24 protein-coding genes and 2 tRNA genes are annotated in these 26362 nt (G+C 48.2%); 14 read left to right on the top strand and 12 right to left on the bottom strand.

The window, feature by feature from the left end:
• Positions 1-124: 124 nt before the first annotated feature.
• Together bufB and EHO60_RS03015 are read left to right on the top strand one after the other, a co-directional pair.
• Complete coding sequence (bufB, locus tag EHO60_RS03010) at positions 125-979, top strand: MNIO family bufferin maturase (RefSeq protein ID WP_135766760.1); 855 nt, start codon at positions 125-127, stop codon at positions 977-979.
• Complete coding sequence (locus EHO60_RS03015) at positions 976-1737, top strand: HvfC/BufC N-terminal domain-containing protein (protein WP_135766707.1); 762 nt, start codon at positions 976-978, stop codon at positions 1735-1737. The genes bufB and EHO60_RS03015 overlap by 4 nt, the downstream gene beginning before the upstream one ends.
• Here the strand turns inward: EHO60_RS03015 and bufA2 are convergent.
• Both bufA2 and EHO60_RS03025 read right to left on the bottom strand, forming a co-directional pair.
• Complete coding sequence (gene bufA2 / locus EHO60_RS03020; protein WP_135766708.1) at positions 1724-1984, bottom strand: BufA2 family periplasmic bufferin-type metallophore; 261 nt, start codon at positions 1982-1984, stop codon at positions 1724-1726. The two genes, EHO60_RS03015 and bufA2, sit on opposite strands and share 14 nt — an antisense overlap.
• Before the next feature lie 199 nt (positions 1985-2183).
• Complete coding sequence (locus EHO60_RS03025) at positions 2184-2771, bottom strand: YceI family protein (RefSeq protein WP_135766709.1); 588 nt, start codon at positions 2769-2771, stop codon at positions 2184-2186.
• A gap of 235 nt (positions 2772-3006) precedes the next feature.
• On the opposite strand from EHO60_RS03025, the gene EHO60_RS03030 reads away from it, so the two are divergent.
• A complete protein-coding gene (locus EHO60_RS03030) occupies positions 3007-4578 on the top strand; it encodes an LA_3751/LA_3752 family putative glycosyltransferase (protein WP_135766710.1) in 1572 nt (523 codons plus the stop codon).
• Between the two features lie 21 nt (positions 4579-4599).
• Here the strand turns inward: EHO60_RS03030 and EHO60_RS03035 are convergent, their stop codons facing one another.
• Genes EHO60_RS03035 through EHO60_RS03045 form a run of 3 tightly spaced genes read right to left on the bottom strand, consistent with a single transcriptional unit; the run spans position 4600 to position 7198 of the window.
• Positions 4600-5295, bottom strand: coding sequence for a glycosyltransferase family 2 protein (locus tag EHO60_RS03035; RefSeq protein WP_135766711.1), 696 nt, complete (start codon positions 5293-5295; stop codon positions 4600-4602).
• Positions 5292-6086, bottom strand: coding sequence for a hypothetical protein (locus EHO60_RS03040; RefSeq protein WP_135766712.1), 795 nt, complete (start codon positions 6084-6086; stop codon positions 5292-5294). Before EHO60_RS03040 ends, EHO60_RS03035 begins: the two co-directional genes overlap by 4 nt.
• Positions 6087-6097: 11 nt before the next feature.
• Positions 6098-7198 carry an LIC_10450 family protein gene (locus EHO60_RS03045; RefSeq protein WP_135766713.1) on the bottom strand — a complete coding sequence of 367 codons (1101 nt, stop codon included), beginning with the start codon at positions 7196-7198 and terminating at the stop codon, positions 6098-6100.
• A 298-nt stretch (positions 7199-7496) separates the two neighbouring features.
• On the opposite strand from EHO60_RS03045, the gene rpsT reads away from it, so the two are divergent.
• From rpsT to EHO60_RS03085, 8 genes are all read left to right on the top strand, one after another.
• On the top strand, positions 7497-7772 hold the full coding sequence (gene rpsT / locus EHO60_RS03050) for a 30S ribosomal protein S20 (protein WP_135766714.1): 276 nt from the start codon (positions 7497-7499) through the stop codon (positions 7770-7772).
• 16 nt (positions 7773-7788) lie between these two features.
• Positions 7789-7861, top strand: a tRNA-Val gene (locus EHO60_RS03055).
• Positions 7862-7898: 37 nt separating this feature from the next.
• Positions 7899-9290 carry a phosphoglucosamine mutase gene (gene glmM, locus EHO60_RS03060; protein ID WP_135766715.1) on the top strand — a complete coding sequence of 464 codons (1392 nt, stop codon included), beginning with the start codon at positions 7899-7901 and terminating at the stop codon, positions 9288-9290.
• A 2-nt stretch (positions 9291-9292) separates the two neighbouring features.
• A complete protein-coding gene (glmS, locus tag EHO60_RS03065) occupies positions 9293-11125 on the top strand; it encodes a glutamine--fructose-6-phosphate transaminase (isomerizing) (RefSeq protein WP_135766716.1) in 1833 nt (610 codons plus the stop codon).
• 3 nt (positions 11126-11128) lie between these two features.
• Positions 11129-12172, top strand: a complete 1044-nt coding sequence (locus tag EHO60_RS03070) for a GlmU family protein (RefSeq protein ID WP_135766717.1) — start codon at positions 11129-11131, stop codon at positions 12170-12172.
• Positions 12173-12192: 20 nt separating this feature from the next.
• Complete coding sequence (locus EHO60_RS03075) at positions 12193-13794, top strand: carboxyl transferase domain-containing protein (RefSeq protein WP_135766718.1); 1602 nt, start codon at positions 12193-12195, stop codon at positions 13792-13794.
• A gap of 323 nt (positions 13795-14117) precedes the next feature.
• Entirely contained in the window at positions 14118-15410 is a 1293-nt protein-coding gene (locus tag EHO60_RS03080) for an ammonium transporter (RefSeq protein ID WP_135766719.1), read from the top strand.
• A gap of 37 nt (positions 15411-15447) precedes the next feature.
• On the top strand, positions 15448-15792 hold the full coding sequence (locus EHO60_RS03085) for a P-II family nitrogen regulator (protein ID WP_008595143.1): 345 nt from the start codon (positions 15448-15450) through the stop codon (positions 15790-15792).
• Positions 15793-15862: 70 nt separating this feature from the next.
• On the opposite strand, the gene prmC is transcribed toward EHO60_RS03085, so the two are convergent.
• The 7 genes from prmC to fusA form a co-directional block, all read right to left on the bottom strand.
• Positions 15863-16726 (bottom strand): peptide chain release factor N(5)-glutamine methyltransferase, encoded by an 864-nt coding sequence (gene prmC / locus EHO60_RS03090; protein ID WP_135766720.1) that lies wholly within the window; start codon positions 16724-16726, stop codon positions 15863-15865.
• A gap of 11 nt (positions 16727-16737) precedes the next feature.
• Positions 16738-16814: transfer RNA gene (locus EHO60_RS03095), tRNA-Arg, on the bottom strand.
• Positions 16815-16855: 41 nt separating this feature from the next.
• Complete coding sequence (locus EHO60_RS03100) at positions 16856-17497, bottom strand: Crp/Fnr family transcriptional regulator (protein WP_135766721.1); 642 nt, start codon at positions 17495-17497, stop codon at positions 16856-16858.
• Entirely contained in the window at positions 17497-18555 is a 1059-nt protein-coding gene (locus EHO60_RS03105) for a tetratricopeptide repeat protein (RefSeq protein WP_135766722.1), read from the bottom strand. The genes EHO60_RS03100 and EHO60_RS03105 overlap by 1 nt, the downstream gene beginning before the upstream one ends.
• Before the next feature lie 24 nt (positions 18556-18579).
• Positions 18580-19809, bottom strand: coding sequence for an amidohydrolase family protein (locus EHO60_RS03110; protein ID WP_135766723.1), 1230 nt, complete (start codon positions 19807-19809; stop codon positions 18580-18582).
• A 47-nt stretch (positions 19810-19856) separates the two neighbouring features.
• Positions 19857-20516: an LIC_10271 family cell wall hydrolase gene (locus tag EHO60_RS03115; protein WP_135766724.1), complete on the bottom strand. Its 660-nt coding sequence runs from the start codon at positions 20514-20516 to the stop codon at positions 19857-19859.
• 94 nt (positions 20517-20610) lie between these two features.
• Positions 20611-22731 carry an elongation factor G gene (gene fusA, locus EHO60_RS03120; RefSeq protein ID WP_135766725.1) on the bottom strand — a complete coding sequence of 707 codons (2121 nt, stop codon included), beginning with the start codon at positions 22729-22731 and terminating at the stop codon, positions 20611-20613.
• 210 nt (positions 22732-22941) lie between these two features.
• On the opposite strand from fusA, the gene EHO60_RS03125 reads away from it, so the two are divergent.
• From EHO60_RS03125 to EHO60_RS03135, 3 genes are all read left to right on the top strand, one after another.
• Complete coding sequence (locus tag EHO60_RS03125; RefSeq protein ID WP_135766726.1) at positions 22942-24531, top strand: TrkH family potassium uptake protein; 1590 nt, start codon at positions 22942-22944, stop codon at positions 24529-24531.
• 345 nt (positions 24532-24876) lie between these two features.
• Positions 24877-25776 (top strand): decaprenyl-phosphate phosphoribosyltransferase, encoded by a 900-nt coding sequence (locus EHO60_RS03130; RefSeq protein ID WP_135766727.1) that lies wholly within the window; start codon positions 24877-24879, stop codon positions 25774-25776.
• 19 nt (positions 25777-25795) lie between these two features.
• On the top strand, positions 25796-26311 hold the full coding sequence (locus EHO60_RS03135) for a TlpA family protein disulfide reductase (RefSeq protein WP_135766728.1): 516 nt from the start codon (positions 25796-25798) through the stop codon (positions 26309-26311).
• The last annotated feature ends 51 nt before the right edge of the window (positions 26312-26362 follow it).

Raw genomic sequence — 26362 nt, forward strand, 5'->3', positions numbered from 1 at the left:
AATCATTTTCTCTTTCAGAAGAAACTGGGGCCACCGGTTTTTCGATGACTGTCAGGTGAATACTATCTCACCACACTTAAAGGGATGATTGGGTTTCCCTTTCTTAGGCGAAGTGGAAGTGAGAATGCAAGGTCGTTTGGAAAAACCGGGATTGGAGCGAACTAGGAAGTCGCTCATAGGTGTGGGTTTGCGTTCGGAGCATTATCCGTATTTGAGGCAGAATAAACCGGAGAAGATCTCATGGTTCGAGGCCATTACGGAGAACTATATGGACTCCGAAGGAAAACCTTTGCTGATGCTGGAAAATCTGAGAAAGGATTTTCCGGTGGCTCTGCACGGAGTCTCCTTATCCTTGTTAGGCGAAGAATTTCCGAACGAACGGTATATGGAACGATGGAAGTCTTTGGTCCGTAGGATCGATCCGATGATCGTGTCCGACCATCTCTGCTGGACGGATCAGGGCGGTAGGTATCTGCACGATCTGCTTCCGTTTCCGTTTACGGAAGAATTTCAGAAACTTGCGATAGAACGGATCGGGAAAGTGCAGGATTTCCTGGGAAGAAAGATTTTGATCGAAAACGTGTCCACTTATCTTCGTTTTCGCTCCGACCGGATGACAGAGTGGGAGTTTCTTTCCGGAGTACTTCAGGCATCCGGGTGCGGTTTACTTCTGGATTTAAATAACGTTTACGTAAATTCGTTTAATCACGGCTTTTCCGCCTTGGAATTCCTAAACGGAATCCGTTGGGAAAGCGTGGAGCAGATCCATATCGCCGGATTTACGGATGCGGACGGGTTCCTTTTCGATACGCATTCCAATCCGGTCGCGGCTCCTGTTTGGGATCTATTCCGATTCGCTCTTCCCCGGATTTCAAACGTACCGATTCTTTTGGAATGGGATGCGGAGATTCCCCCCTTTCCGACAGTCGAGGAAGAAGCGATGAAAGCCGCTTCCATTTTGGCAGAGGCGAAAGAATGAGCAATATCTTCGAGTTTAGACGCAACTTTGCGGTATCCCTGCTCTCCGAAGGGTGGACGATAGAGTTGGATCCGGAGATTCTCCCGGCCGGAACCCTGGATTCCTTTTCCGCTTTGAACGTCTATTCGCTCGGATACGGCGCCAGGTTGACCGAGGCATTAGGGGAGACCTACGAAACCGTTTGGAGAGTTTTGGGAGACGAAACTTTCTTCGAGGCTTGCCAGGAATTTATAAAAAGGAACGACTCTAAGTCGTATAATCTATCCGATTATGGGAAGGAATTTCCTTCGTTTTTGGGGGCGTCCTTTCCCGAAATTCCCTTTGTGCGCGAACTCGCCGAGTTCGAGCGTATCATCGCTTTTCTGTTCCATCTGCCTCCCGTTTTTGCCGTGGACCTTACGGAAAAAATAGCCGGAAAGAGCCCCGGGGATCTTCGATTCGTATTTTCGGAATCCTGTATCTTTTTGCGGAACGAATTCTCCGTCCGCGAACTCTGGAAGAATAGAAACCTCGAATTCCAGGACTTGTCGAACGTGAAAGAAGAAGAACGTCTTCTCCTGGGTAAGAAAGGCGAGGAATTTAGGATCGAGAGCTTGAACGAATCCGAATGGGCATTAGGAACGAAATTGAAAGAGGGAAAAACCCTCCTGGAAGCGTTAAACGAATCGGAATTTCTTCCGTCAGACGCGAACTTCGTGTCCGTTTTCGTCTCCAAACTCGTCCAAGGAGGGTTTATTCAGGATATTAGGATTTTTTAAAGGTTCCTTTTTGGGCGTCGCATTCCTTTTTGGAAACGGAAATCCAGCCTTTTCCCTTACAGGAATTTTTGCCGGCACAGGAGTGATGTTTTCCGCCGCAGTCTCCTTTTCCTTTGCACGAATTGACTCCGTGGCATTCGCCCGTCGGCTCCGCACCGGATTTGCTTTTGTCTTCCGCTATGGCTCCGCTAGTGAGTAAGCCGGTAAGAGCTGCTCCGATCAATAACTGTTTCGTAATTTCGTTCATTTTAGTCTCCGTAGATACGTTGGATCGGACCGGTCGGTTTACGACGTTTCCCGATCAACCTTCATTTCGTAGGTTCGGAGAAATGGTTACAAGGAGCGGATTTATTTCAGCAAGAAAAAGGAGAAGAAGGAAAAAGGGAGAAAAAATCTCCGACGAAACGCCCTTGCGGACGTTTCGCGGATTCGGGCGTTGTTTCCGATTATTCCGGAATCGCTTCTCCCTCGATACGGATAGAAACTTCCTCGCCGACCAGTACTCCGCCGGTTTCCAGAGTTTTATTCCAAGTCAGACCGAAATCTTTGCGGTTGATTTTGGTTTCCGCTTCGAAAGCAAGGTGGGTATTTCCCCAGGGGTCTTTCGCAGATCCGCCATATTTCACTTCCAGAACGACGGGTTTGGTGACTCCTTTGATGGTCAATTCTCCGGAGACTTTCGCGACTCCACCTTTCTTAACGGTTGCTTTCGCCGCTTTGAAAGTGATGGTTCCGAATTCGCCCGCGTCGAAAAAGTCTTTGCCTTTCAGGTGCTTGTCACGATCCGCATCGTTCGTAGAAACGGACCCGGTTTGGATCGTAACATCCAGTGCGGAAAGCGAGTTGGTTTTTTCGTCAAACGCGAATTTGCCGGAGAATTCCTTAAAGGTTCCCGGTACATTGGAGATCGCTAGGTGTTTTACCTTAAAGCCTACGGAAGTGTGGGCTGTGTCCAATTTATAGTTCGCGGCTTGTAAGCTCCCGAGGGCCAAAACGGCTAGGAGCAGGGAGAGGATGGTATATTTTTTGCTCATTCGATTCACCTGAGTCATAGTGTTGATTTGGATAGTTCATCTTGTAATAGTTTAAACTACAAGTATTTTTCTAAAAATCCTCTCGGAGAAATGAATTTATTTTTTTCCCTTTGAAGGGAATCGTCCCGTTCGGAATCCTCGATTCCGGTTTTTGGTGGATGAGGAACGATCCAAGTCGCATATTGTTTCCGGGTTCTTTCGCTTTCCGTATATTGCCGAAAGAACGGAGGTTTTAGTGGATCAGGATCGGGACCGCAAACGGGAGCTTCTTTCTTTTTTTCTATTTTCCGTTTGTTATGCGACTTTACTTTCCTTCCTAAAACCTTGGGAAGGTTTCTTTTCCGATCCATTGCTGAAGATCCACGAGTCGGTCTCTCTGGTCACTTCCGGCTTCCGGTCCGAGACTCTTACTTATCCGGGGCGCTCGCTGGATGAAGACTTCGATTTTTTCCTGTGGAAGGAAAAGTTCGTTTATCGGACTCGAGACGGGGTGGGAGGGGTTTTTCCCGTCTTCCTTTCGATACTATATTCGCCTTTTGCGATCCTGAAAGCGTATTTCCTTCTTCCTTTTTTCGGAATGATTTTCCATCTGGGTTCCGCTTGGATTTTGAGAAGGTCCTGGAATTTACCTTGGTTTTGGATCGTATTCGCCTTTTTCGGGACTTTCGTTTTCCTGATGGGTCCGGAGGCTTCCGAACATCCCATTCTCCTTTTTCTTTCTCTGGCGGGTTTTACCGGACTTTTTCGAGAAGGAAATGCGGAGCGGATTTTGGGAGGCGTTGCCATAGGTTTGGCGGTATGGCTGCGTTTGGAAGCTCTCCTGTTGTTCGCGTCCCTCTGGTTGGCAGGGGCTTTGATTCATCGTAAGGAATGGGTCCCCCGGTCTTTTTTGTTTTCCTTATCCTTTTCGATCGTTTCCATAGTATTATTTATTTTTAATATCCTGGATTACGAAAATGTCTTCGGCCCGCGTTTCTCGGAAAATTTCGGGGGAGTGGCGGAGGACACGATAGGCTCGCGGGTCTGGGACATACTCGTAGGTTCTTATCGGATGCCGGGTTATTTTCTATATTTGCCGATTTCCGTCGTACTCTTTTGGAAAGGGTTCCGTCTATGGAAAGGCTGGGAGGATTCCTTTCGGATCCTGCTTCTCGCCGTCCCGATCTTTCTACCCTTCGTCGCCTTGTCCTCTCCGAATAACGGGATTTCGAATTGGGGTCCGAGGTATTTGGGTCTTTCCCTCTTTCCACTAACGATCCTTTTACAAAGAGTTTGGGAAGGAAGCGGATGGAAGATCCTGAAGGTGAGAGGATTTGCCAACGGTTTTGCCTCGTTGCTGTTACTCTATTCTTTCGGGGTCACGCTTGCGGGAGCTCTAGTATATAAGACTAGTTTGGTACAAATCCGGGAAACGAGATCCGTTTGGCTCGGGCAGAGGGCGGAAGTGCTGATTTTTTCCGATCCGGTGCTTTGCAACTCCATCGGTACGGAATATTTTCGAAAAACGGTTTTCTGCGCCTCGAATCAGATTTCGGAGGATCGGATCGAGTCCCTTTTAAAAGATATATCCGCGAAGTTTGCCGGTAAGAGGTTGGGTTTTATAGGCTACGGAGACGAGGCCTACGCTATGGTTTCGAAAAAAGAAGAAGAAGTCACCTCGGATGCGAAACTTAAAAAATATCTGAATTCCATTTTATCCGGAAGAGAAAAGCGGGACTTCTGGATCCGGTCTTTTCGTTCCAGATTCAAAGACGAAATCGTGAGGAACAAAAAGGCTTGGGAATATCGCGAATACGAAATTCAGTGATCCGAGCTGTGTTCTGTTCGTTTATCCGAAAAGATTATACCGGATGATGCAATAGATGGCTCGGAATCCGTCCTTCCACCCGATCTTTTTTCCTTCCGCGTAGGTTCGGCCGTAATAGGAAATGCCTACTTCGTAGATGCGGATGCCGGGAATCTTCGCGATTTTGGCCGTGATTTCCGGCTCGAAACCGAAGCGATCCTCTTTGATTCGGATTCCTTGGATGATTTCCCTCCGGAATGCCTTGTAACAGGTTTCCATGTCCGTGAGATTGATGTTCGTAAACATATTGGAGAGAGTGGTCAACAATAGATTTCCTAGTCTGTGCCAGTAATAAACGACGCGATGGGGGTGGTTTCCCATGAACCTGCTTCCGAATACCACGTCCGCTTTGCCTTTATAAATCGGATCCACTACCGTAGGGATTTCGAAGGGATCGTATTCCAGATCGGCATCCTGCACGATCACGATATCTCCGGTGGCGGCTTGGAATCCCGTCCTAAGTGCGGCGCCTTTCCCTTGGTTTTTTTCGTGGAGAACCAATCGGTCGTAGAGTTTTTTGAACGCCGGGGTCCGGAGCAATTCGCGGGTGCCATCCGTGGAAAAGTCGTCGACAACGATGATTTCCTTGGCCTTGAACGGGACCTTTCGGACCGTTTCCAGAATGTTTTTTATGGTCTGTTTTTCGTTATAACAGGGAATGACGATGGATAGTTTCATTTTGAATCCAAGCCGACCAGTTCATTCATTCGAAAATCCCGAATGATGTTTTCGACCCGGACTATTATTTTTTCCAATGCGATACCGAAAAGTACATTCTTGTAGGTCTCGGCCGCTTTCGGAAATTCCCGGTCGGAGACCTGAACGGTCATCCGATCGCTTACCCGATTTTTTTCGATGCAATCCTGGATATTCCGAATCAGTTTCGCCAGGGAAAGACAGACCTCTTTCAGAATGTTTTGCGAGTCCCTTTCCATAGCGGATTGGTTCCCGTTCGCGTCCAACAAGGCTTTGATATGTTCGGCGATTCTGAGTGAAGGCAGCCCTCTTTTCGAGATTCCGATTCTTTCGATGACGGAAAGGGAATCCTGAAAGGAAGAATACTCTGGAGTTCCGCGAAAGATATGGATCAGAACGGGATATTCCGTTTCGGCAAAATTAGTCATCGCTCCGTAAAAATAACGCATCTCCGTTCTGGCTAGAGGATGAAAATCGATTCTGGGGTATTTGGAAAGTTTCTCCTCCTGCTCGTCCAGAATCCGATTCAAAGTCTCCCCTTTGGCAGCGTTCTTCCTTTCCACGAGTTCCCGGTGCTTTGCCTTGACCTTCTCCAAAAAAGACACTTCGTCCTGCAGGAATTTTTCCAGATTTCCCTTATGCTTCAAGGTTTGGATGTACCTGTCTTCGAAACCTTTGTTATCGAAAAGTTTCGGACTTTGCTGGGCCCCCTCCCGGTATTCGGAGCGGATCTTTTCCACGATTTTTTTAAGTTCTTCGTCTGTCAGAGGCATGTTGGAAGGTTCTACCCTTCATGATCGACCCATTTTTGCAAGGACATAAGCGTCGCGCCTATATCCTCGGAGCAATATAATAAAGCGCTGCGAGCGTCCTTGAACATCTGCTGGTGGTTGTAGGCGATCTGCTTCAAATGGTTCTCGTTTTTGGTATTCAGCACGTTTAAGGTGTCTAGAACCATTTTCTTCAATTTTTTGGAGAGAGAAAGTAGCATTTCCTGCATTTCCCATCGTATGACCAGTTGTAGCTTTTCGAAGTCGTTCGTTTTTGACTGTAAGATCTGTTTTTTAGAGGACTCGTATTTTGCGGTATAGTACGTGATCGATCTGGGAAAAGAAGTCAATTCCTTATGATAGTTCAGTATCTTGTCCAATTTTTGGAAAAACTCCAGGTCGTACTCTCTGTTCAGGTTCCCTACGATATTCTTATTCTCGGATGGATCGCCGGTAGCTTCGAAGATTTTGGAACTCCGGATATTGTTCAAAACGGATTCGATTCTTTCTTTGATCCGTTGGAATTCGGACAATTTCCCCTCTATGAAGCCGGCTTCCCTGTTATAATTTCTGTCTTCCGGATCGATGAAAGAAGGAGTTTCATCCTGCTTGTTTTCGATGTGATTTTCTATAATGTTTAAATCGACTTTCGAGAGATCGAATCGGTCAAGATTTGCCGGAACTATTTTGGGGGTCTGTTCCGGAGAATCTTTTTTAGCGGGAGCGGTATCGGCTCCCGGTTCGGAGAGAGCCTTTTCCGAGTTTGCGGCGGGAATCTGTTCTTCCGTATTGGTTTTTTCCGCAAGCGATTCCATCCACTCCGGACTCTTGTCTTTGGTGTTCTTTAATAGGGCGGAGAGTTTTCCCAGATCTAAAGGAGCCCTTTTGCCCGGCTGCTTTGCTCTGGGTTTCTGGTAAGGAAGAGCATCCGAGGCTTTTTGGAGAGCGATCCTTACGAGTTCAGCCTTACGACTTTCCTTATTAAAACGGACAGCATATCTGTTGCCGAAACGATCGATGTATTTTACCCCGAGTTGGGATACGGAGAGCTTGTTCGGATCGATTTCACCGATGGAATTGACAACTATGTACTGAGACTCTTGCCTGGAAATCATTGTCGTTTCGCTCTCTTTTACAATTGAGTGTATCTGACGAGAGGAAGAGGAATAAAAAAACGGAAGAGTTTCATTTGATTCCTTTTTTAAATTTTTTGAGCCGTTTTTATTGGGAATCATCCGGAAAAAATTTCTTTCCGAAACCGTATTTTCGGGAATGCGTACCGAAGGCTCCCACCTGGCAAAGGACCGACCTATGTCTCTTTTCAGGAGGGAAAAGAATCTTAAAAAAACCGAATTGACACATAGGGAAGGTACGAAAATCTGGATAGTATCCCTTGATAGGAAGGTTCCATCCTTGGCGAATATAAAATCTTCAGAAAAAGATATCCGTAGGACGAAGCGCAGAAATGCCGCGAATTCCCAAAATCGGAACCGCCTTAGGACCCAAGCAAAAAAGATCCTGAAGGCGATCCAAGATGGTGAAAAAGAGTCGCTGAAAGGTCTGTACAGCGAATATGCTTCCCTTCTGGACAAAGCAGCCAATACCAACCTCATCCACTCTAAAAACGCGGATCGTAAAAAGAGCAGGATGGCACTGCGCATTCATCGCCAAGCAGCAGCAGGCGTATAAAAACCGTTTTCATAACGGGCGATTAGCTCAGCTGGGAGAGCGCCTCCCTTACAAGGAGGATGTCGGCAGTTCGATCCTGTCATCGCCCATGTCATTTTTTTATTTCAAGAGATTCATCCCGGAACCATGGTTTTAGATCCACGATCCACGGTTTTCCAACACCCCGATCTGATGGTTTCCGTCTCCGGAATCCGGGGAATTATTCCTACAGGGTTCAGTTCCGACGTCATTTATGACGCTCTGCGCGCGTTCGGTTCCTGGCTCCGCGGAAACACCGTGGTCATCGGCCGGGATTCCCGTCCAAGCGGCCAGTTTCTGGAAAACATCGCCATCGGAGTCATGCAAGGATTGGGCAAAAACGTGATCCTATTGGGCGTGGTCCCGACTCCTACCGTTAAGGCGGTTGTAAACCAGACCGGTGCGGCAGGTGGGATCATGATTTCCGCTTCTCACAATCCTATCATATGGAACGCGTTTAAATTCATTGGTCCAGGCGGGTTTTTTACGGGAGCCAAGGACCTGGAAGAGATCTTGGAGATCGTAAAGAACCAGAGCTATAAGCCTTTTCAGTTCAAACCCGGTTCGAAATTGGAGTCGGGAAGGGATAGGATCCAAGCTCATATCGATGCGGTTCTTTCCAGGGTGAACGTCTCCGCGATTAAAAAAAGGAAATTCTCCGTATTTTTGGATGCGGTCAACGGGGGAGGAAGCTTCGTTTTACCCGAATTGTTAAAACAATTGGGTTGCAAGGTGATCCCGCTTCATTGTTCCCCCGACGGAACATTTCCGCGTCCTCCGGAACCGACGCCGGATGCTTTGCGCCAATCTTCCCGAGCGATGAAGCAATCGGGAGCTACGGTGGGGTTCGCTTTGGATCCCGATGCGGATCGTTTGGTTCTGCTCACTCCGAAAAAGGGGGCGATTTCCGAGGAATATACGCTTCCTTTCAGCTTTCTTTCTTACCTCCAAACGAATCGACCGCCCAAAAAAGCCTCTCTAACCGTGAACCTGTCCACTAGCTTTATTAACGAATGGGTAGCATCCTCCGCCGGAATTCCAACTTACCGTTCCAAGGTGGGGGAAGCGAACGTTGTGTCCGAAATGATACAGCGTAAATCCGTTTTCGGAGGAGAAGGGAACGGCGGAGTCATCGATCCGATGATTCCTTCCTTCGGTCGGGATTCCCTTTCCGGGGTGGCGCATGTATTGAATCTGCTTGCCCTAAAGGGAGAAGGCATCGATTCTGTACTGAACGGTCTTCCCGCCGTATTTATGCGTAAAATCGCATATAAAATCGGCGGTAAAAAAACGGAGGAGATCTATTCGCAATTCCGAAGCACGTTTCCCGAACATGGGGAAGATGTCCGCGACGGTCTGCGTCTAGCTAGTGAGGACTCTTGGATTCATATTCGTCCCTCGAATACGGAGCCGATTCTAAGAGTGATCGCCGAAGCAAGGACTAAAAAAGATCTCTCCGCTTTGATGGATATTGCGGGAAAGATCATGGAGAATTCATAGATATGTGTGGAATCGTAGGATACGCCGGTGATAAAAACGTGGAGTCCGTGTTAATCGTAGGACTCATCAGCTTGGAATACCGGGGGTACGATTCCGCAGGAATAGCGGTACTGGATAAGGGTGAAATCCAGGTCCGGAAGCAAAAGGGGAAAATCAAGGATTTGGAAGGTTTCCTGAAGGAGCATCCGGTCCGCGGTACTGTCGGGATCGGCCATACCCGTTGGGCCACTCATGGTGAACCGAGCCAAATCAACGCCCACCCTCATACCGATTCTAAAGCTACCGTCGCAGTCGTGCACAACGGAATCATAGAAAACTATGCCGAACTGAAGCAGGAACTGAAACAACAGGGCCACGTCTTCCACAGCATGACGGACACGGAAGTGATTCCCAATCTTTTAGCGGAAAGTCGCAAAGGGGGAAAATCCAATCGAGAAGCGTTTTTAAGCCTGTTCAAGAAAGTACACGGGAAATGGGCCATCTCTGCGGTTTTCGATAACGAGCCGGATCGGGTCTATTTTGCACAAGACGGAGCGCCTTTGTTGTTAGGTCGTGGAAAAGACGAATTCTATCTAGCTTCGGACGTTTCGCCGCTGACCCGGAACTGCCATGAAGTGTATTATATCAATTCGGAAGAATGGGGATATTTTACAAAAAATGAATGTAAGGTGTTCGGTTTCGACGGATCCGAAAAACAGATCGAGTTTAAAAAGCAGGAAGTCAAATTCGAGGACGTGGACAAAGGCGGATATTCGCATTTCATGATCAAGGAGATCCATGAACAGCCGGGAATTTTTCGTAGAATCATCCAATCCAGAATCACGGAATCGGGAGATATCCAATTTCCCGAAACCGGAATCTCCAGGGACGTGCTTTCGAGAGTGAATCGGATCATCATTCAGGCAGCGGGTACCAGCTATTATGCGGGGATGCTCGGAAAGCATTACCTCGAAAATTTCGCGAAGATCCAAACGGACACCGAAACCTCCTCCGAATTTCGATATAGAAATCCCGTCGTCGAAGGAGATACCTTGATCATAGGAGTCTCGCAATCCGGGGAAACAGCGGATACCTTAGCCTCCATCCTGGAAGCGAAGGCGAAGTTCATCAAAGTGGTTTCTTTGGTGAACAACGTGAATTCCACCATTGCAAGGGAATCGGATTCGTATATCCGAACGGACGCCGGACCCGAGATCGGCGTGGCAAGCACCAAGGCGTTTACCGCACAGGTGATTAATTTGCTTCTATTCTCATTGTACGTAGCCAGGTTGAAATGGATCATTTCCGACGAAGAGTTGCGCATCCTACTGGACGAGATCCGCATGCTCCCAGCAAAGATGGAACGTATCCTAGCACAGGCCCCTCTTTTGGAAACCTGGGCAGCGGATTTTACGAAAACGAAGGATTTCGTATTCCTAGGAAGAACATACAATCATCCTGTCGCTCTGGAAGGCGCGTTGAAATTGAAAGAGGTTTCCTACATTCACGCGTCCGGATACGCGGGAGGGGAATTCAAGCACGGCCCGATCGCATTGATTACGAACGAGGTTCCCGTAGTTTGTCTTGCAACCAAATCCGAAATCTATTCCAAGATGCTTTCCAATATCCAGGAAATCAAGGCTCGGAACGGAATCATCATTTCAATCGTAACGGAAGGGGATAAGGAGGCAAAGGAGCTCTCCGATTATTGCTTCGAGGTTCCGGATTGCCCCGAAGTTTTAAGTCCTATTTTGAACGTTCTTCCTCTCCAGTTATTGGCTTATTATTCTGCCGTAGCGAGAGGTTGTCCTCCGGACCAACCGAGAAACCTGGCCAAATCCGTCACAGTGGAGTAGTCGGTGTCAAGGGTCCAAAGAATTCTAATCGACGAAAGGGAGATCCTTCCCGGTTTAAAGGCCCTGACTAGAGTCAGGTCTTTTAGCGAAATTCGCGATGGAATTCTAACCCCGCTGGAACGCTTGCGGGCCCAATACCCGGACGCCAAGATCTTTTACAAGCATTCGATTCCCGAATTCGAACGGTCCTTTTTGGAGAGGAACCCGAAGGTCCTGATCCATGAGGGACAGGATGTGGACTTGATCCTCTCTCCCGAAGAATTTCTCCCTTGGAAGTTGATCGAAGGTACCGGCCGTTCGATCGAGCAGGATATCGATCTGAACAAGGAACTCCGGAAGTGGATCAAAAAGTTAAAGGTGAAGTCCGGAGATTTTCAGATCGTCGGCAAATCCAAACACTTGCATGTCCATCCGTCCGCGAGCATCTTTCCGGGAGTGGTCATCGACGTAACCTCCGGTCCCGTGATCGTGGACAAGGACGTTAAGATCACCTCGTTTACTTTTTTGGAAGGTCCCTTGTACATCGGCCCGGGTGCCAGGATAGATAACGCCAGGATTACCGGCGGAACCACGATCGGGCAGGGGTGCCGAATAGGCGGAGAAGTCGGAGAAAGTATCGTTTTAGATTATTCTAATAAACACCACGAAGGATTTCTGGGACATTCCCTCATCGGTAGTTGGGTCAATATAGGCGCGTTGGCTACCACTTCGGATTTGAAGAACAATTACGGAGTGGTAAAAATTCTGGAAGAAGGCGTCGAATGCAATACAGGATCGATCAAGTTCGGTTCCATCATCGGGGATTTTTCGAAAATCGGAATCGGAGTGATGTTGAACACCGGTGCAGTGGTCGATTTCGGATGTAACGTAGTTTCCTCCAGAATCGGAGGTTATATTCCGCCTTTTTCCTGGGTCAACGGTGAGCCTTATATTCTGGACCATTTTCTCCGCGATTCCAGAAAGATCATGGCAAGACGTAACCGTGAACTATCCTCTTCCGAGGCCGAATTGATTCGTGTGCTTTACGAAACGAAAGTGCGTAAATGAGTTCTTCCTAGGAGGGAACGATGGAAGTAATAGAATCCCAGATCCGTACGTCTTCGTCCGAATATAAGGAAAATTACGAGGATTTGTCCGCTCGCGTGGATGCCACCCGTCGTCTTTTGGAAAAAGTGAGAAAAGGCGGGGGGGACAAAGCGATCCAGCGCCATAAAAGCAGGGGAAAATTGACCGCTCGAGAAAGGGTGGAAGGTTTACTGGATCCCGGCACTCCCTTCTTGGAATTTTCTCCTCTTGCCGCAGAGCAGGTTTATGCGGATGAGGTTCCCGCCGCAGGCATACTCACCGGAATCGGAAGAATCGCCGGAGCTCCCTGCGTGATCGTGGCGAATGACGCCACCGTAAAGGGCGGAACCTATTATCCTCTCACCGTAAAAAAGCACATTCGAGCCCAGGAAATCGCGAGAGAAAACCGACTTCCTTGTATTTATCTCGTGGATTCCGGCGGGGCATTTTTGCCCATGCAAGACGAGGTGTTTCCGGATAAGGAACATTTCGGAAGAATCTTTTTCAACCAGGCAAATCTTTCCCGCGCGGGAATTCCCCAGATTTCGATCGTAATGGGGAGTTGTACCGCAGGTGGAGCGTACATCCCGGCCATGTCGGATGAGTCGGTGATCGTTCGTGGAAACGGTACGATCTTTCTAGGAGGTCCCCCTCTCGTAAGGGCGGCTACGGGGGAAATCGTGACCCCGGAAGAGTTGGGAGGGGCGGACGTTCATTGTAGGATTTCCGGAGTGACCGACCATTTGGCGGAAAACGACGAGCACGCCCTGGAAATCGCAAGGCATATCGTGTCCACTTTAGGAGGCTCTGCGAGAACGGAATCCGTTTCCTACGAAGAACCTTTGTATCCTGCGGAAGAGATCTACGGAATTATACAGAAGGATATCCGCAAGCCCTACGACGTTCGGGAAGTGATCGCACGTATTGTGGACGGCTCACGCTTTCAGGAATTTAAAAAGAATTACGGTACGACCATCGTGACGGGTTTCGCGAATATCTACGGAAAATTAACCGGAATCGTAGCGAATAACGGAGTATTGTTTTCCGAAAGTTCCTTAAAGGCGGCTCATTTTATAGAACTGTGCAATCAGAGAGAAGTCCCGCTGATTTTTCTACAGAATATCACCGGGTTTATGGTCGGAAAAAAATACGAAAATTCCGGCATTGCAAAGGATGGGGCAAAGATGGTCAACGCGGTCTCCACTTCCGTGGTTCCGAAATATACCGTAGTGATCGGAGGCTCCTACGGGGCCGGAAACTACGGAATGTGCGGAAGAGCTTTCGACCCTAGATTTTTATGGATGTGGCCGAATGCGCGGATTTCCGTGATGGGGGGCGAACAGGCTTCGAATGTTCTTCTTACCGTAAAACTAGACCAGCTCGAAAAAGAAGGAAAGACCATGTCTGTAGAGGAGCGGGAGATTTTTCGGAAACCGATTCTGGAAGATTATGAAAATCGCTCCTCCTACCTCTATTCGACAGCGAGGCTCTGGGATGACGGAGTTTTAGATCCGGCTCGCACTCGGGAAACTTTAGGTCTGGCCCTCCATTCGGATTTTTCCCCTAAGGGGCAAAAACCTTCTTACGCAATTTTCAGGATGTAGACCCCTTTCCCGCTCCCTTTTTTTCTTTTTGGAAGTTTTGCCGAATTTCTCTGCAAGGAAAAGCGGCCAAAATTTTAACATATCCGAAAAATGTGCTTATTATTTAGGCAAACTGTTATCATAGGTATTGGGGAAGAAAAGGAATCTTTCTTTTTTCTCACATGTCTCTTCTCCTTCCCGCGAAAAAACCGATCCTAGATCAGTTTTCCGCTCTATCCTGAGCGGTACCGATAAATTTTACATTTTTTCCATCCTCATTAGCTATTAGGTACCATTTTTGCAATAGGGGAGGAAACAAAACGCGCGAGATGAGATTTGAGAAAATGAAATTGGTAAAGAAAATTCTTCCGTTCCTGATCCTTGCGATCCCCGTATTCGTATGGGGCCAGGAAGCAACCACCCCCGCACCGGCTCCTGCGCCCACCTTGGATAAAGGTGATACCGCATGGATGATTGTCGCGTCCGCCTTCGTGTTCTTTATGATTCCAGGCCTGGCCCTTTTTTACGGCGGCTTGGTCAGATCTAAGAACGTACTTTCTACGATGATGCACAGCTTTATCGCCATCCTCGTATTGACTTTGCAGTGGACTATCTTCGGATACAGCTTTGCTTTTTCCGGCGAAAACCCATACTACGGAGACTTCGCATTAGCATTCCTGAACGGGATAAACGAAAACACGTTGGAGCTTACGGTTCCGAAATACGTTCACTTCCTCTTCCAAGGAATGTTCGCATTGATCACTCCAGCTCTAATTTCCGGAGCGATCGCGGAACGGGTAAAACTTTCCGGATACATCGCTTTTATCCTACTTTGGGCAACTCTGGTTTACGATCCGGTCGCTCACTGGGTTTGGGCTGGATCCGGTTGGTTATTTAAAATGAGCGCCCTCGATTTTGCCGGAGGAACGGTAGTCCACTTGATTTCCGGTATCGCCGGTTTGGCCGCCGCAATCGTCATCGGAAAACGTAAAGGGGAAGGAATCTCCTTGGTCCAACCGAATAACCTGACGTATACGCTGATCGGAGCCGGATTACTCTGGTTCGGATGGTTCGGATTCAACGCAGGTTCCGGACTGGCTACGAACGGTATTGCGGCTCGTGCATTCGTCGTAACTTTGGTCGCCCCCGCAGCGGCAGGAGTTGCATGGCTTGTGATCGAATATCTGCATACTAAAAAGGCTACCGCGTTAGGTGCAGCTTCAGGAATCGTCGCCGGTCTTGTGGTAATCACTCCCGCTTCCGGTTTTGTCGGTCCGGTTGAGTCCATTTATATGGGATTCATCGTTGCACCGATCTGTTACGGAGCGATTCTTCTGAAAGGTAAACTGGGTTATGACGATTCTCTTGACGCTTTCGGAATTCACGGTGTAGGGGGAGCGATCGGAGCGATTCTGACCGGTGTATTTACTCTTACTTTGGGCGCGGGTGTCGCGAGCAAAGGGGATCAGATCGTTGTTCAATTGATCAGCGTGGCCGCAACCGGTATTTATTCGTTCGTGGTTTCCCTGGTGCTGGCTTTCGTGATAGAAAAAACGATCGGATTCCGAATTTCCGAAGAGAAGGAAATCGCCGGTCTCGATTCCGAAATTCACGGAGAGAAGGGTTATATTTTATAATCCCTGAAAATTCGATTTAATAATTAAAGGAGAGCATATGAAATTAATCGTAGCAATTATCCAGCCTCATAAACTGGAAGAAGTAAAAGCCGAGCTGACAAAAAACGAAATCTACAGGCTTACCGTCAGCGACGTGCAAGGCTACGGGCAGCAGAAAGGTAAGACGGAAGTCTTCCGCGGTCATGAATACCAAGTGAACCTGCTCCGCAAGGTAAGATTGGAAATCGCGGTCAACGACGAGTTCGTCAAACCTACCGTTGATGCGATTCTGAAAGCCGCAAAAACCGGAGACGGAAAGATCGGAGACGGAAAGATTCTGATCCTCCCGCTCGAGGATGTGATCCGTATCCGTACCGGAGAAAGAGGAAGCTCCGCTATCTAACGGATTCATTCTTCCCCAAAACGAGTCGAACCATCTTAGGGGTCGGAATTCCGACCCCTTTTTTGTGGCTTCACTTCGTTAAGCGAAGGAATCTTTCCTTGGAAGAAAGGTCTTTACGCAGGATAACGTCCGAATAACCGACCTTAAGCGCTGTTTCTCTTAGCCAGCTTGAATAGTCCGGATGTGTTTCTAAATACAAGCGTCCTCCTTCCTTCAGAAAGGGGAGGGCCTGGCCTAACAGTTTAACGTGAAATTCCTCGAAATCGGAAAGAAAAAGCGCGAGATGGGGTTCGTAATTCAATACGTCGGGCATGATTTCCGCTTTTTCCTTTTCGGGAATGTAGGGAGGATTCGATACGATACAATCGAAGGATTTGTCTTTAGGAATGGAGGAAAAAAGATCGCTTTCGAAAAATTCGATCTTACGGTTTCCCCCTAAGATTTCCGAACTATTGCGTTTGGTAACGCTCATCGCTTCCGGAGAAACGTCCGAAAAGTGAAGGGTCCAACCTGCTTTCGGTTTGGCCAAACTGATTCCGATGCAACCGCTCCCGGAACAGAGATCCAGGACTTCCTGTGAGTCCTGTCCTTTAGAAGAATCCTCGAGTACCCATGCGACTAATTCTTCGGTTTCGGGTCTCGGGATCAGAACGTTCTGATCCACGTAAAATTCGGAATCGAAAAAGGCCTTTTTTCCGATGATGTAAGCCGTAGGACGGGATTTGGATCGTTCGAGAATCCTTTCTCTGTAGGCGTCCTTTTCTACGAGAGACAAGGGACGTTCAAAATCCACGTAGAGTTTTACTCTCGGGATTTTCAGAAGATCCGCCAAGAGAAGTTCCGCGTCCAAGCGAGGAGAGGGTATATTCTTTCTTTTGAGAAATTCTTCCGATTTCTTTAAAAGGCTTAGGACGCTGTCCTCGGAATTCTGCATAATCATATGACTGGTGGCCCCGAGAGGATTCGAACCTCCGACCAAAAGTTTAGGAAACTTCTGCTCTGTCCACCTGAGCTACGGGACCGACGATTTTTTCCCCGATCGGGGAATTCTTGCGAGCCGGGTCTAACCCGGTTTGCGCTTCTGGGAGACTATTCTCTGGAAGTCGTTGATATTGTGAATTACGATTTTGTCGGTATAGATCTCTATTTTACCGCTTTTGGCGAACTGGTTGACCACTTTTTGGACTTCGCCCACCGGTTGAGCACACCAATCAGCTACATCCTCCACCGAAACGTTGAGAACCACTTCCTTAAAATCGGTATGCGTATGCATTTTTTCGTATAGCATTAGGAATACGTCGGCCACTTTGCCGGTGATATCATCCAGAAGAAGTATAAGAAGGCGACGCTTGGCATCGTAGATTCTGACGGAGAAGATCGTCAGGATCTTCAACGCCAGAGTCGGGTTTTTGGTCAGCAGAAGTTCGAAATTGGCTCGGTTAAAGTTCAAAACCTTTACTTCCGAGATCGCAATGGCGGTCGCGCTCCTCGGCTGCTCCTCCAGGATCGCCATTTCGCCGAAGATATCTCCTTGCTCCAATATATCCAAGGTCTTGATGGAATTGCCGACAGTTTTGGTGATCTTAACCTTGCCCGTTTGAATCAGATAAAAATCGTTTCCCGGTTCGTTTTCGCAGAAAATGATTTGGTTCGGTTCGTACGTCTTGCCGAACTTGGAAAACATCGACTCAAGCATTAGATCCATTAAGCGCTGAGCTCCTTGGCTTTTTGTCTCGCCTTCTGTGAGAGGCTATCGCGTTCCGGAGGAAGTAGGGCGACTTTTCCGAAGAGCATGCCGGCTCTTTGTCGATCTCCTTGCATTTCCGCGATTTCGGCCAAATGAAACAGAGATTCTTTGACGGATTCCCCGGAGGGATGCTTTTTGATATATGTGGAAAACGTATTACTCGCGGTGTCCAAATTATTGAGTTTTAGCAAGCATACGCCCATCTGAAACAAAGCATTGTCCACAAGTTTCTTTTCACTATCGTATTTGAAGTCGTTCCTTCCCGTGAGTTCCTTGAATATGCCGATCGCGTCCTCGAATTTGCCCACATTCAAAAACGTATGCGCGCGATTGTACAGGGAAGTGATGGAGTTGTCTACCCCGGAACCCATGCTCGGCTTTTCGGATGCGAGTTTCATGATGTTTTGCAGGCCTTCCTGGGTCATACGAGGACTCGCGGTTGCTTCGTATACCAGCGGGGGCATATTGATAGGATAGGGATTTCCCTTTTTGGCCAAATCCAAGAGTTCCGCCGCCCTACCGGCGTACGGACCGGAGGAATAATGCTCCAGGTATTTGCCGAACGCGTATGCGGCGTGCTCGAAGTTGTTGTTTTTGTAAAATACTTCCGCTACGTTCATCAGTTCGAACGCAGGGTTTCTCGCTTCGGCCTGTCCTAGAATTTCGCGCAGTTTCTTATGGACCTGCCGGAGTTGGCTCGAAAAAACCTTCATCATTTTGAGGATGAGATGGGTTTTTTCGGATACGAAGATCTCGAATTCGTGTAATTTGAATACGAGTACCGTTGCTCCTCCGACCACTTGGGCGGTTTCTTCCCGCGGGTATTTGCCCAGGGCCGATTTTACGCCGAAGAATTCGCCTAACCTTACGTCTTCCTTTACTTCGTAACCCGTATCGATCGCGGTGTACGTGAGAACGACACGACCGTTCCTGAGGACGTAGATATCCTCCGATCGATCTTTCTCGAAGTAAATAATGGAGCCGCCTTTATAATTTCGGATTATGGGCCCAGCCAAGACCGTTACCTTCCACTCTAAATCTTACCCGACAGGAAAAAATGCCAAATCCTTTTTGTAACCAAGGGCCCGGGTGACCGATTCTACCAACCCTAGGGGATCTCCTGCAAGGTATTTATCGGTCTCCGAGATCCTTATTTCGCGTCCGATAACTCCGGTTTCGTCGAAAAATTCTTTCAAAGCAAGATCCCCGTACAGAGGAACGCCTTCTTTGACGACCAGACGGACCGATCCGAGATCCGCGGAACACAGAGCTTCGTACGCGTCCGTCTTGTCGGAAGATAAAACCGTTAGATCGGCGATTTTTCCTTCCTCCAAACTTCCTAAATCCTCGGAAATTCGCAGCGCTTTTGCAGGATGGGAAGTCACCATTTGAAAGACCGTTTTTGGATCCAGATCTTCGCCGTATTTCTCTCGGAAAAAAGATCGCGCGTTTTTGATTTCCTGTAAGAGATTCAGGGATCCGGAAAACGGAGAATCCGTTCCGAGGCTCACGTTGATTCCGGATTCCAGTATGGCCCTGATTTCCGCGGTCTTGCCGAACGTGAATAAGTTGGATTCGGGACACCATACGAAATGAGCCTTGGCTTTGGCGACGGATTTGATATCTTCTCCGTCGAAGGCAAGTCCGTGCACTAAAACAGTATGTTCTCCCAAGGCGCCCAAAGATTGCAGGGTGCGGACGGCGTTTTCCGATTCCTCGTCGAATCCTTCCGCGATATGGGTCACGTACGGCAGATTCTCCCGTTTCGCTTTTTCGTATTCCTGGGTAGGGCCTTCTCCCCAACCCAAAGAATAGGAACAGATGCTGTGTGAAAGCGTATATCGATTCAAAATGCGGACGGGCGCCGTATCCAGGAAAGGTTCCTGCACGAAGTGGGGGACATGGTCCAATACGGAAGTAACTCCGCTGATTAGGTTCTTATAGGATCCTAAAAAATAAAGTTGTTCCGGTTCCAATTGTTGTCTTTCCGCAAAAATAACGGAGGACTTTAGATCGTTGTCCCAAGGCAACCAGTTCGTGTATGGCCTGTTGGTTCCTACTTTCGGCAAATAGGAACCCAAGAGGTGGTCATGTGCGTTGATCAATCCGGGATAAACGAAAAGTCCGCCCAGATTGATTCGGATAGGAATCGAATCCGTGGATTTTCCTTTTCGGATAGAAAGAATTCGACCGCCTTTTATGCGAATCGAAGCGTCTTCAACGACTCCCGAAGGAGTCACGGCGTTTGCGTTTATTATCTCCCATTCCATCGGATCGAAACCTTATCTTTGCATCGGAATTTTACGTAAAATTCTTTTCATCGAACGATTACGGACATAGGGTCCAAGGCCTTGTTCCCTTGGTTGATTTGTAAGTACAATCCTCTTCCGGATTCGAGTTCACCCATGGAGGAGTTTCTGCCTACGATTTCTCCCTCCTTTACGGACACGGCCCGAAGGTTGGCGTAGACGGAGGAAAATCCCCCCTTATGCTCCAAAATAATATATTTCCTGTATCCTTCCATACGGTCCACCATAACTACTTTTCCTTCGGTCACTGGACGAACTTCTTTGTGCCTGCCGACCTTGAACAGAACCCCTTTATTTGGATAATGACTCGTCGTGGAAAAAGGGAGGGCGATCGGAGGAAGTTTTCCCAACGGTTTTCCGAATCTAGGCTGGGATTGTTTTACCGCGAATTCTGTTCCCGCCGAGGATCGTCCTGAACCTTTGGACGGATCGGGAGGCAATCTTAATACTTCGCCGGTGCGCAATCCGTCGGATTCTTTTTTGCCGTTCCATTCCAAAAGAAGTCTCCAATCCAATCCGTGTTTTTTTGCGATGGAAAAAGCAGTTTCCTTATTTTGGACCTTGTGGGTTCGGGAGGGGACGGTTCCGGCTCGGGAGGTACGGGCGTCGGAAGTAAAAGCCCAAATACAAAACAGCAAAATCGACCCTAGTCGAAAGCGGATCCTCATACATTTGGTATCGGCTAAATCCTAGGTGTAGAAAAAGAAAAGGGAGCCGATGGCTCCCTTTCTCAGGAAAAATCCAATTTCGGAGTCGGAGAGATCAATCTTCGTCTTTCGAATTGGGTTTGTATTTTTTCATCAATTCTTCCGCGACGTTCCGTGGAACCGGGGCGTAACGGGAGAATTCCATGGAAAACTCCGCTTTTCCTTGGGTGGAGGAACGGATTACGGTGGAATATCCGAACATGTCCGCTAAGGGCACTTCCGCTTCCACTTTGCAATATCCGTCCTGTTCGGTGGTATTCAGGATCATTCCCCGTCTTTGGTTCAAAGAGGCGAGAATCGCGCCTTGGAATTCCGCCGGGCCGTCTACTTCCACTCTCATGATCGGTTCCAGAATCTGCGGGCTGGCTTTAGAGAAACCTTGGCGGAACGCATAGCGGCCTGCGATTTGGAATGCCATATCGGAAGAGTCTACGTCGTGGTAGGAACCGTCGTTGATGGTCAATTTTACTCCGATAATCGGGAAGCCGATCATGCTACCCCGATCCAGACAGCTTTTGAATCCTTTATCCACGGAGGAAATGTACTCCCTCGGAATCGATCCTCCGACGATGGAGTTCACGAATTCGTAATCTTTTCCTTCTTCCAAAGGAATCGGTTCGATGAAGCCGGCTACGCGACCGAATTGTCCCTGGCCACCGGTTTGCTTTTTGTGGGTATAATCGAAATCCGCACGTTGGGTGATGGTTTCGCGGTAAGCCACTTGGGGGGCTCCCGTGATCAACTCGACGCCGTATTCCCTCTTCATCCTTTCGATGTAAACTTCCAGGTGAAGTTCTCCCATTCCTTTGATGATGGTCTGTCCGGACTCCTGGTCCACGTGGGTTTGGAATGTCGGGTCTTCCTTGGTAAAGCGGTTCAACGCCTTTGCAAGGTTGTTCAGGTGTTTGGATTCCTTCGCTTCGATAGTGAGAGAAATCACCGGCGCCGGAACGAACATGGATTCCATGGAAACTTTCATTTTTCCGTCGGTAAACGTATCTCCGGAGGCGCAATCGATCCCGAAGAGAGCGATAATGTCTCCTGCTTCCGCAGAATCGATATCCTCCATTTCGTCGGAGTGCATCCGGCAGAGTCGACCTACGTTATGCTTTTTGTTATTCGACATATTGTAGATCGTCATACCTTTTTGGATTTTTCCTTGGTAGACTCGGACATAGGTAAGCTGTCCGTAACGTCCGTCTTCCAGTTTGAAGGCTAGGCAAACTAAAGGACGGTTCGGATCCGAAGGAAGAACCACTTGCTCTTCGTTGTTATTCACGTCCAGAGCTCTGTTCGTTACGTCAACGGGAGAAGCGAGGTAATCCAAGACTCCATCGAGGAGTTTTTGTACTCCTTTGTTTTTGAACGCGGAACCCATGAATACGGGAGTTAATTTCAGTGCGATCGTTCCATTGCGAATCGCGGTTTTGATTTGCTCCACGGTAGGCTCACCTTCCAGCATTGCCTCCGTCAGTTCGTCCGAAAACATGGAAGCAGCGTCCAGAAGTTCTTCCCGTTTCTTTTGGGCGAGTTCTTGCATTTCAGCCGGAATTTCCTTTTCCGTGATTTGCATCCCGTCTTTTCCTTCGAAATAGATGGCCTTCATCGTAACCAGGTCTACGACTCCTAATAGGTCGTTTTCCAAGCCGATCGGGATTTGCACGGCAACAGCATTATGTTTCAGTTTTTCGCGGAGCTGGTCAATCACGCGGAACGGGTTTGCACCGGTCCGGTCCAGTTTATTAATGAACGCCACACGAGGAACGTTATAACGGCGCATCTGACGGTCCACGGTAATGGATTGGGATTGTACTCCGGCAACTCCGCAAAGCACGAGAATCGCGGAGTCCAATACCCGAAGGGATCTTTCCACTTCCACGGTAAAGTCCACGTGGCCTGGAGTGTCGATAATGTTGATCGTATGGTTTTTCCACTGGCAGTAGGTGGCAGCGGATTGGATCGTGATTCCCCTTTCTCTTTCCAGTTCCATACTGTCCATTTTAGCGCCGACTCCGTCCTTACCACGAACTTCGTGGATGGCGTGGATACGGTTCGTATAGAAAAGAATCCTTTCCGTCAGGGTGGTCTTTCCTGAGTCGATGTGGGCGGAAATCCCTATGTTCCTGGTTTTTAGGAGTTTTTCACTCGCTTTAAAATCCGCAACGGCAGTGCTCATAAGATCCTCGTAGATAAAGTTGGAGTTATAATAACGCCGGGGTCTCCTAGAATATAGGTGCCCCCATTCTTACCAGATTTCTGGAACCCCCTCATTTGTAAAGATATTCTTATTAGAATCCTCGCTTCTAAGACTTTCCCGCCGGTTTTTCATTGCCGCAGTTCTTTCTTTTAAAAAAATATCCCTTCGAAAGCGGGTTTCCCTTTCCTCATGCAACCGATCAAATTTTTGAAGAGAAACATCAATCGGATCGCCCGGGCATTTTTATTGCTTTCGGTTGCGAGAATCCTTTGTCTCGGGTTCGCGGCAGCAATTCTTGTCGGCTCCTTTATGATTTACGCGTCCGAATCGGGGCGGTTGGGTTATCCGGATTCTTTTTATCTAGCCGCTTCCGCGATCTGCGTCACGGGATTGACGACAGTTTCCGTCAGCGAACTCGCTTTTTCCACCCAAGTGATCATGATGTTTCTAATCCAGATCGGTGGGTTGGGGATTATCACGTTTACCGTATTGGTGGGTATTCTCGTTGTAAGAGGTTTGTCACGGAGCACTCGGATCGCTGCATTCGTTTTCGAAGCCATCGATTCGCATGAAACCGCGGACGGGGAAGACGACGGATTGGAAAAGTCCTCCCGGAAGGCCCACTACGTCCGCCGGATCCTATTTGCCATTGCGAATATTTCCGTCTCTTTGGAATTGCTAGGCGCCTTTCTACTATATCTTACGATGCCTGCTGATCTGAGCAGTTTGCCCGGAAATCCCAACAGGTTTTTCTTAAGTCTGTTTACGGCAGTTTCAGCATTTAATAATGCGGGCTTTTCTATCGTCGACGATGTGACGTTTTTGGCCAGGGAACCGATCTGTCTTTTGGTTATCGAGGGATTGATCGTCATGGGTGGTATCGGATTCCCGGTCATCATTTTCTTCGAAAAGATGCTTTTGGAAGCCTTCCGTAAAATCATGAACCGTGTAGAAGTGGCGACCGAAACCTATCTCATGTCTCGAGCGCTGGAAGAAGGAAAGGAACCTTCCTGGCTTTACTTAGTGTTGATCCGGCTTTCGTTTTGGGCGGAAGATCGTCTGAATCTTTATCGACAGGCCCTCCATGGAGAATCGAACAGGATCCAGATGAAAGTAATTCTTTATGGATCTTTAATATTGGTCCATGTCGGCGGTTTGGGCATTCTGTTTTCGGAATGGGACAATCCGGATACCTTAGGTCCTTTCGGATTTTGGGACAAATTGTTCAATTCTTTCTTTCTTTCCGTCTCCTCCAGAACGGCGGGGTTCAACACATTCGATCTTTCCGAAATTCGGAGTCCGACCTACGTCCTTCTTTGCTCCCTAATGTTTGTCGGTGGGGGGCCGCAGGGGGCGACAGGAGGTATCAAAATTACCACCTTCATGATTCTTTTGATGTATTTAAGAAACGTAATTAATCCCCAAGCAAGAGTGATGGTAATGGGGGAAGAGGTTTCCAAAAACTCCGTAGCGATCTCTACGCGGATTTACTTCTTGGCTACGATAGCAATCGTATTTTTTATGCTGGTCATCACGATCACGAACGGACACAGGCACGGTATAGAGGATATTTTTTTCGAAGTGATGTCCGCATTCGGTACTGTGGGGTTGTCGAAAGGGCTGACGCCTTATATCACCGGTCTCGAAAAATTCTTTTACCCCTGTATCATGTACGTAGGAAGGGTGGGAGTGTTTACTCTGCTGATCGCGTTTACGGGTCATTCCGGCCTCGGCAGCTTGGGCTCCAAGGATGACGGAATCAAGATTCAGGTAGGCTAGGGCCAGGGACTGAGAGTATACTAGGTGTTTTTCGGGGCCCCCACCCGGGTTCGGGAGGCAGTGGACTTATGGACGAATTTCGCCAACTCTATATCATAAAAACATCATTTAAGTAGGATTTTTTCCCAATTTCCGTGCAGGAGTTCCTGCAACGAATTTTATAAAAAGAGCTTTGCTTCCGAACAAATGTGTGCTACGCACGTTGGGGAACCGCTTCGGGGTACCACCGCACCGGCCCCCGCCCAAAGAGGGTGGGGAGACCTTTCCCAGCCCTAATTTTAATTGAAACATCCGCGATTGGCGGCATTTTGTCCTTCACGGACGATATTTGTCCCTGGAGAAAGAATGATAGTCCCTTACGTGAAACTTCTGCGTCCTCACCAATGGGTTAAAAACATTATCCTATTTGCCGGGATTATTTTCGGGAAAAAACTGGGAGAAGTAGAATCCGTCGAGAGGGCAATTGCGGCGTTTTTTCTGTTTTCACTCACCGCAAGTTGCCAGTATGTGATCAATGATTTTCTAGATCGCAAAGAAGACGCGCTGCATCCCGAAAAAAAACATCGCCCTCTTGCTTCGGGAGCCATCTCACCGACGGTCGCTCTCTTGCTCACCGCAATCTTACTTTCCGGTACTCTTCTGCTTTCTTTTCAGCTTTTACCGGAATTCTTCTATCTAGTCACTTTCTATCTTGTTTTTAACGTCGTCTATAGTCGATTCCTCAAACACATGGTGATCCTGGACGTTATGAGTATTTCGATCGGCTTCGTAGTTAGGGCCATCGCCGGTTCCGTTGTCGTAGGGGTCAGTTTTTCGTCCTGGCTTCTGCTTTGTACGTTTATGTTGGCCTTGTATTGGGGCTTCGGAAAGCGGAGAGGAGAACTGATTATCCTGGAAGAAGGGGCGGTCGGACATAGAAAGATTCTCGAGGAATACTCGGTCAACTTTCTGGATCTTATGATGGGAATCGTTGCCACGATGACTCTTGTGACCTATGTAATGTACGTTACCAGTCCGACCACGATCGAAAATTTAGGCACCGATAAGATGGTTTACACGATTCCGATCGTAGTATACGCGATTTTCCGATCCCTCTACATCATTTATATCAAGAATATGGGCCACAATCCTACTAAGGCCATTTTGACGGACGCCGGGGTTCTCGCGGCGGGATTTTTCTGGCTATTACTAGTGGTCTGGATCATGTATTCTGGACCCGGACAAAGTTTGCCCATTCATCTTTAGATTCGAGTCTAATAGAAAGATGAATGCCAAAGCAAAGACGGCCTTTCAATACGGGGGAGCACTGGTTTTGCTCTTGGCGGCTACCTTTTTTCTAGCATGGTTTCGAGCCGTGGATACCAAGCCGGTTCTTTCTCTCGAAGGGATGGAATTCAGGAACCTTAGCGGAAAGAAGGCGGAGTTACAGGGAAAAACGACGGTCGTTTATTTTTGGGCGACTTGGTGCGAGGTTTGCACGATCAATCTTCCCGTCGTGAAATGGTACGCCTCCGTACTAAAGGATAGGACGGGCTTTTCCTTTTTGAGCGTGGAAGAAGGAGAAAATCAGGTAGCGTTAAACGACTATATCCGAATGAAAGGAGTGGATTTTCCCGTCATTCAAGGGAATCCTATGTTGCTACGAGACTGGAGAATCGGAGGATACCCCAGTTTTTATATACTCGACGGAGGAGGCAATGTTCGTTTTGCGGAGTCGGGAATCATGAGCCCATTCGGAATGCTCCTCAGGTTGGTTTGGGCGAAAATCTTCTGGCCTTGATCGGTCGGAACGGAAATCGAAGGGATAACTGGATTCGGAGACTTTCCGATC

This window comes from Leptospira fletcheri (assembly GCF_004769195.1).
Taxonomy (GTDB): Bacteria; Spirochaetota; Leptospiria; order Leptospirales; family Leptospiraceae; genus Leptospira_B; species Leptospira_B fletcheri.

Coding starts and splice junctions, on each gene's coding strand:
- bufB (WP_135766760.1), top strand. CDS start 125: ATGCAAGGTCGTTTGGAAAAACCGGGATTGGAGCGAACTAGGAAGTCG.
- EHO60_RS03015 (WP_135766707.1), top strand. CDS start 976: ATGAGCAATATCTTCGAGTTTAGACGCAACTTTGCGGTATCCCTGCTC.
- bufA2 (WP_135766708.1), bottom strand. CDS start 1,984: ATGAACGAAATTACGAAACAGTTATTGATCGGAGCAGCTCTTACCGGC.
- EHO60_RS03025 (WP_135766709.1), bottom strand. CDS start 2,771: ATGAGCAAAAAATATACCATCCTCTCCCTGCTCCTAGCCGTTTTGGCC.
- EHO60_RS03035 (WP_135766711.1), bottom strand. CDS start 5,295: ATGAAACTATCCATCGTCATTCCCTGTTATAACGAAAAACAGACCATA.
- EHO60_RS03040 (WP_135766712.1), bottom strand. CDS start 6,086: ATGCCTCTGACAGACGAAGAACTTAAAAAAATCGTGGAAAAGATCCGC.
- EHO60_RS03045 (WP_135766713.1), bottom strand. CDS start 7,198: ATGATTTCCAGGCAAGAGTCTCAGTACATAGTTGTCAATTCCATCGGT.
- glmM (WP_135766715.1), top strand. CDS start 7,899: ATGGTTTTAGATCCACGATCCACGGTTTTCCAACACCCCGATCTGATG.
- glmS (WP_135766716.1), top strand. CDS start 9,293: ATGTGTGGAATCGTAGGATACGCCGGTGATAAAAACGTGGAGTCCGTG.
- EHO60_RS03075 (WP_135766718.1), top strand. CDS start 12,193: ATGGAAGTAATAGAATCCCAGATCCGTACGTCTTCGTCCGAATATAAG.
- EHO60_RS03080 (WP_135766719.1), top strand. CDS start 14,118: ATGAAATTGGTAAAGAAAATTCTTCCGTTCCTGATCCTTGCGATCCCC.
- EHO60_RS03085 (WP_008595143.1), top strand. CDS start 15,448: ATGAAATTAATCGTAGCAATTATCCAGCCTCATAAACTGGAAGAAGTA.
- prmC (WP_135766720.1), bottom strand. CDS start 16,726: ATGCAGAATTCCGAGGACAGCGTCCTAAGCCTTTTAAAGAAATCGGAA.
- EHO60_RS03100 (WP_135766721.1), bottom strand. CDS start 17,497: ATGGATCTAATGCTTGAGTCGATGTTTTCCAAGTTCGGCAAGACGTAC.
- EHO60_RS03110 (WP_135766723.1), bottom strand. CDS start 19,809: ATGGAATGGGAGATAATAAACGCAAACGCCGTGACTCCTTCGGGAGTC.
- EHO60_RS03115 (WP_135766724.1), bottom strand. CDS start 20,516: ATGAGGATCCGCTTTCGACTAGGGTCGATTTTGCTGTTTTGTATTTGG.
- fusA (WP_135766725.1), bottom strand. CDS start 22,731: ATGAGCACTGCCGTTGCGGATTTTAAAGCGAGTGAAAAACTCCTAAAA.
- EHO60_RS03125 (WP_135766726.1), top strand. CDS start 22,942: ATGCAACCGATCAAATTTTTGAAGAGAAACATCAATCGGATCGCCCGG.
- EHO60_RS03130 (WP_135766727.1), top strand. CDS start 24,877: ATGATAGTCCCTTACGTGAAACTTCTGCGTCCTCACCAATGGGTTAAA.
- EHO60_RS03135 (WP_135766728.1), top strand. CDS start 25,796: ATGAATGCCAAAGCAAAGACGGCCTTTCAATACGGGGGAGCACTGGTT.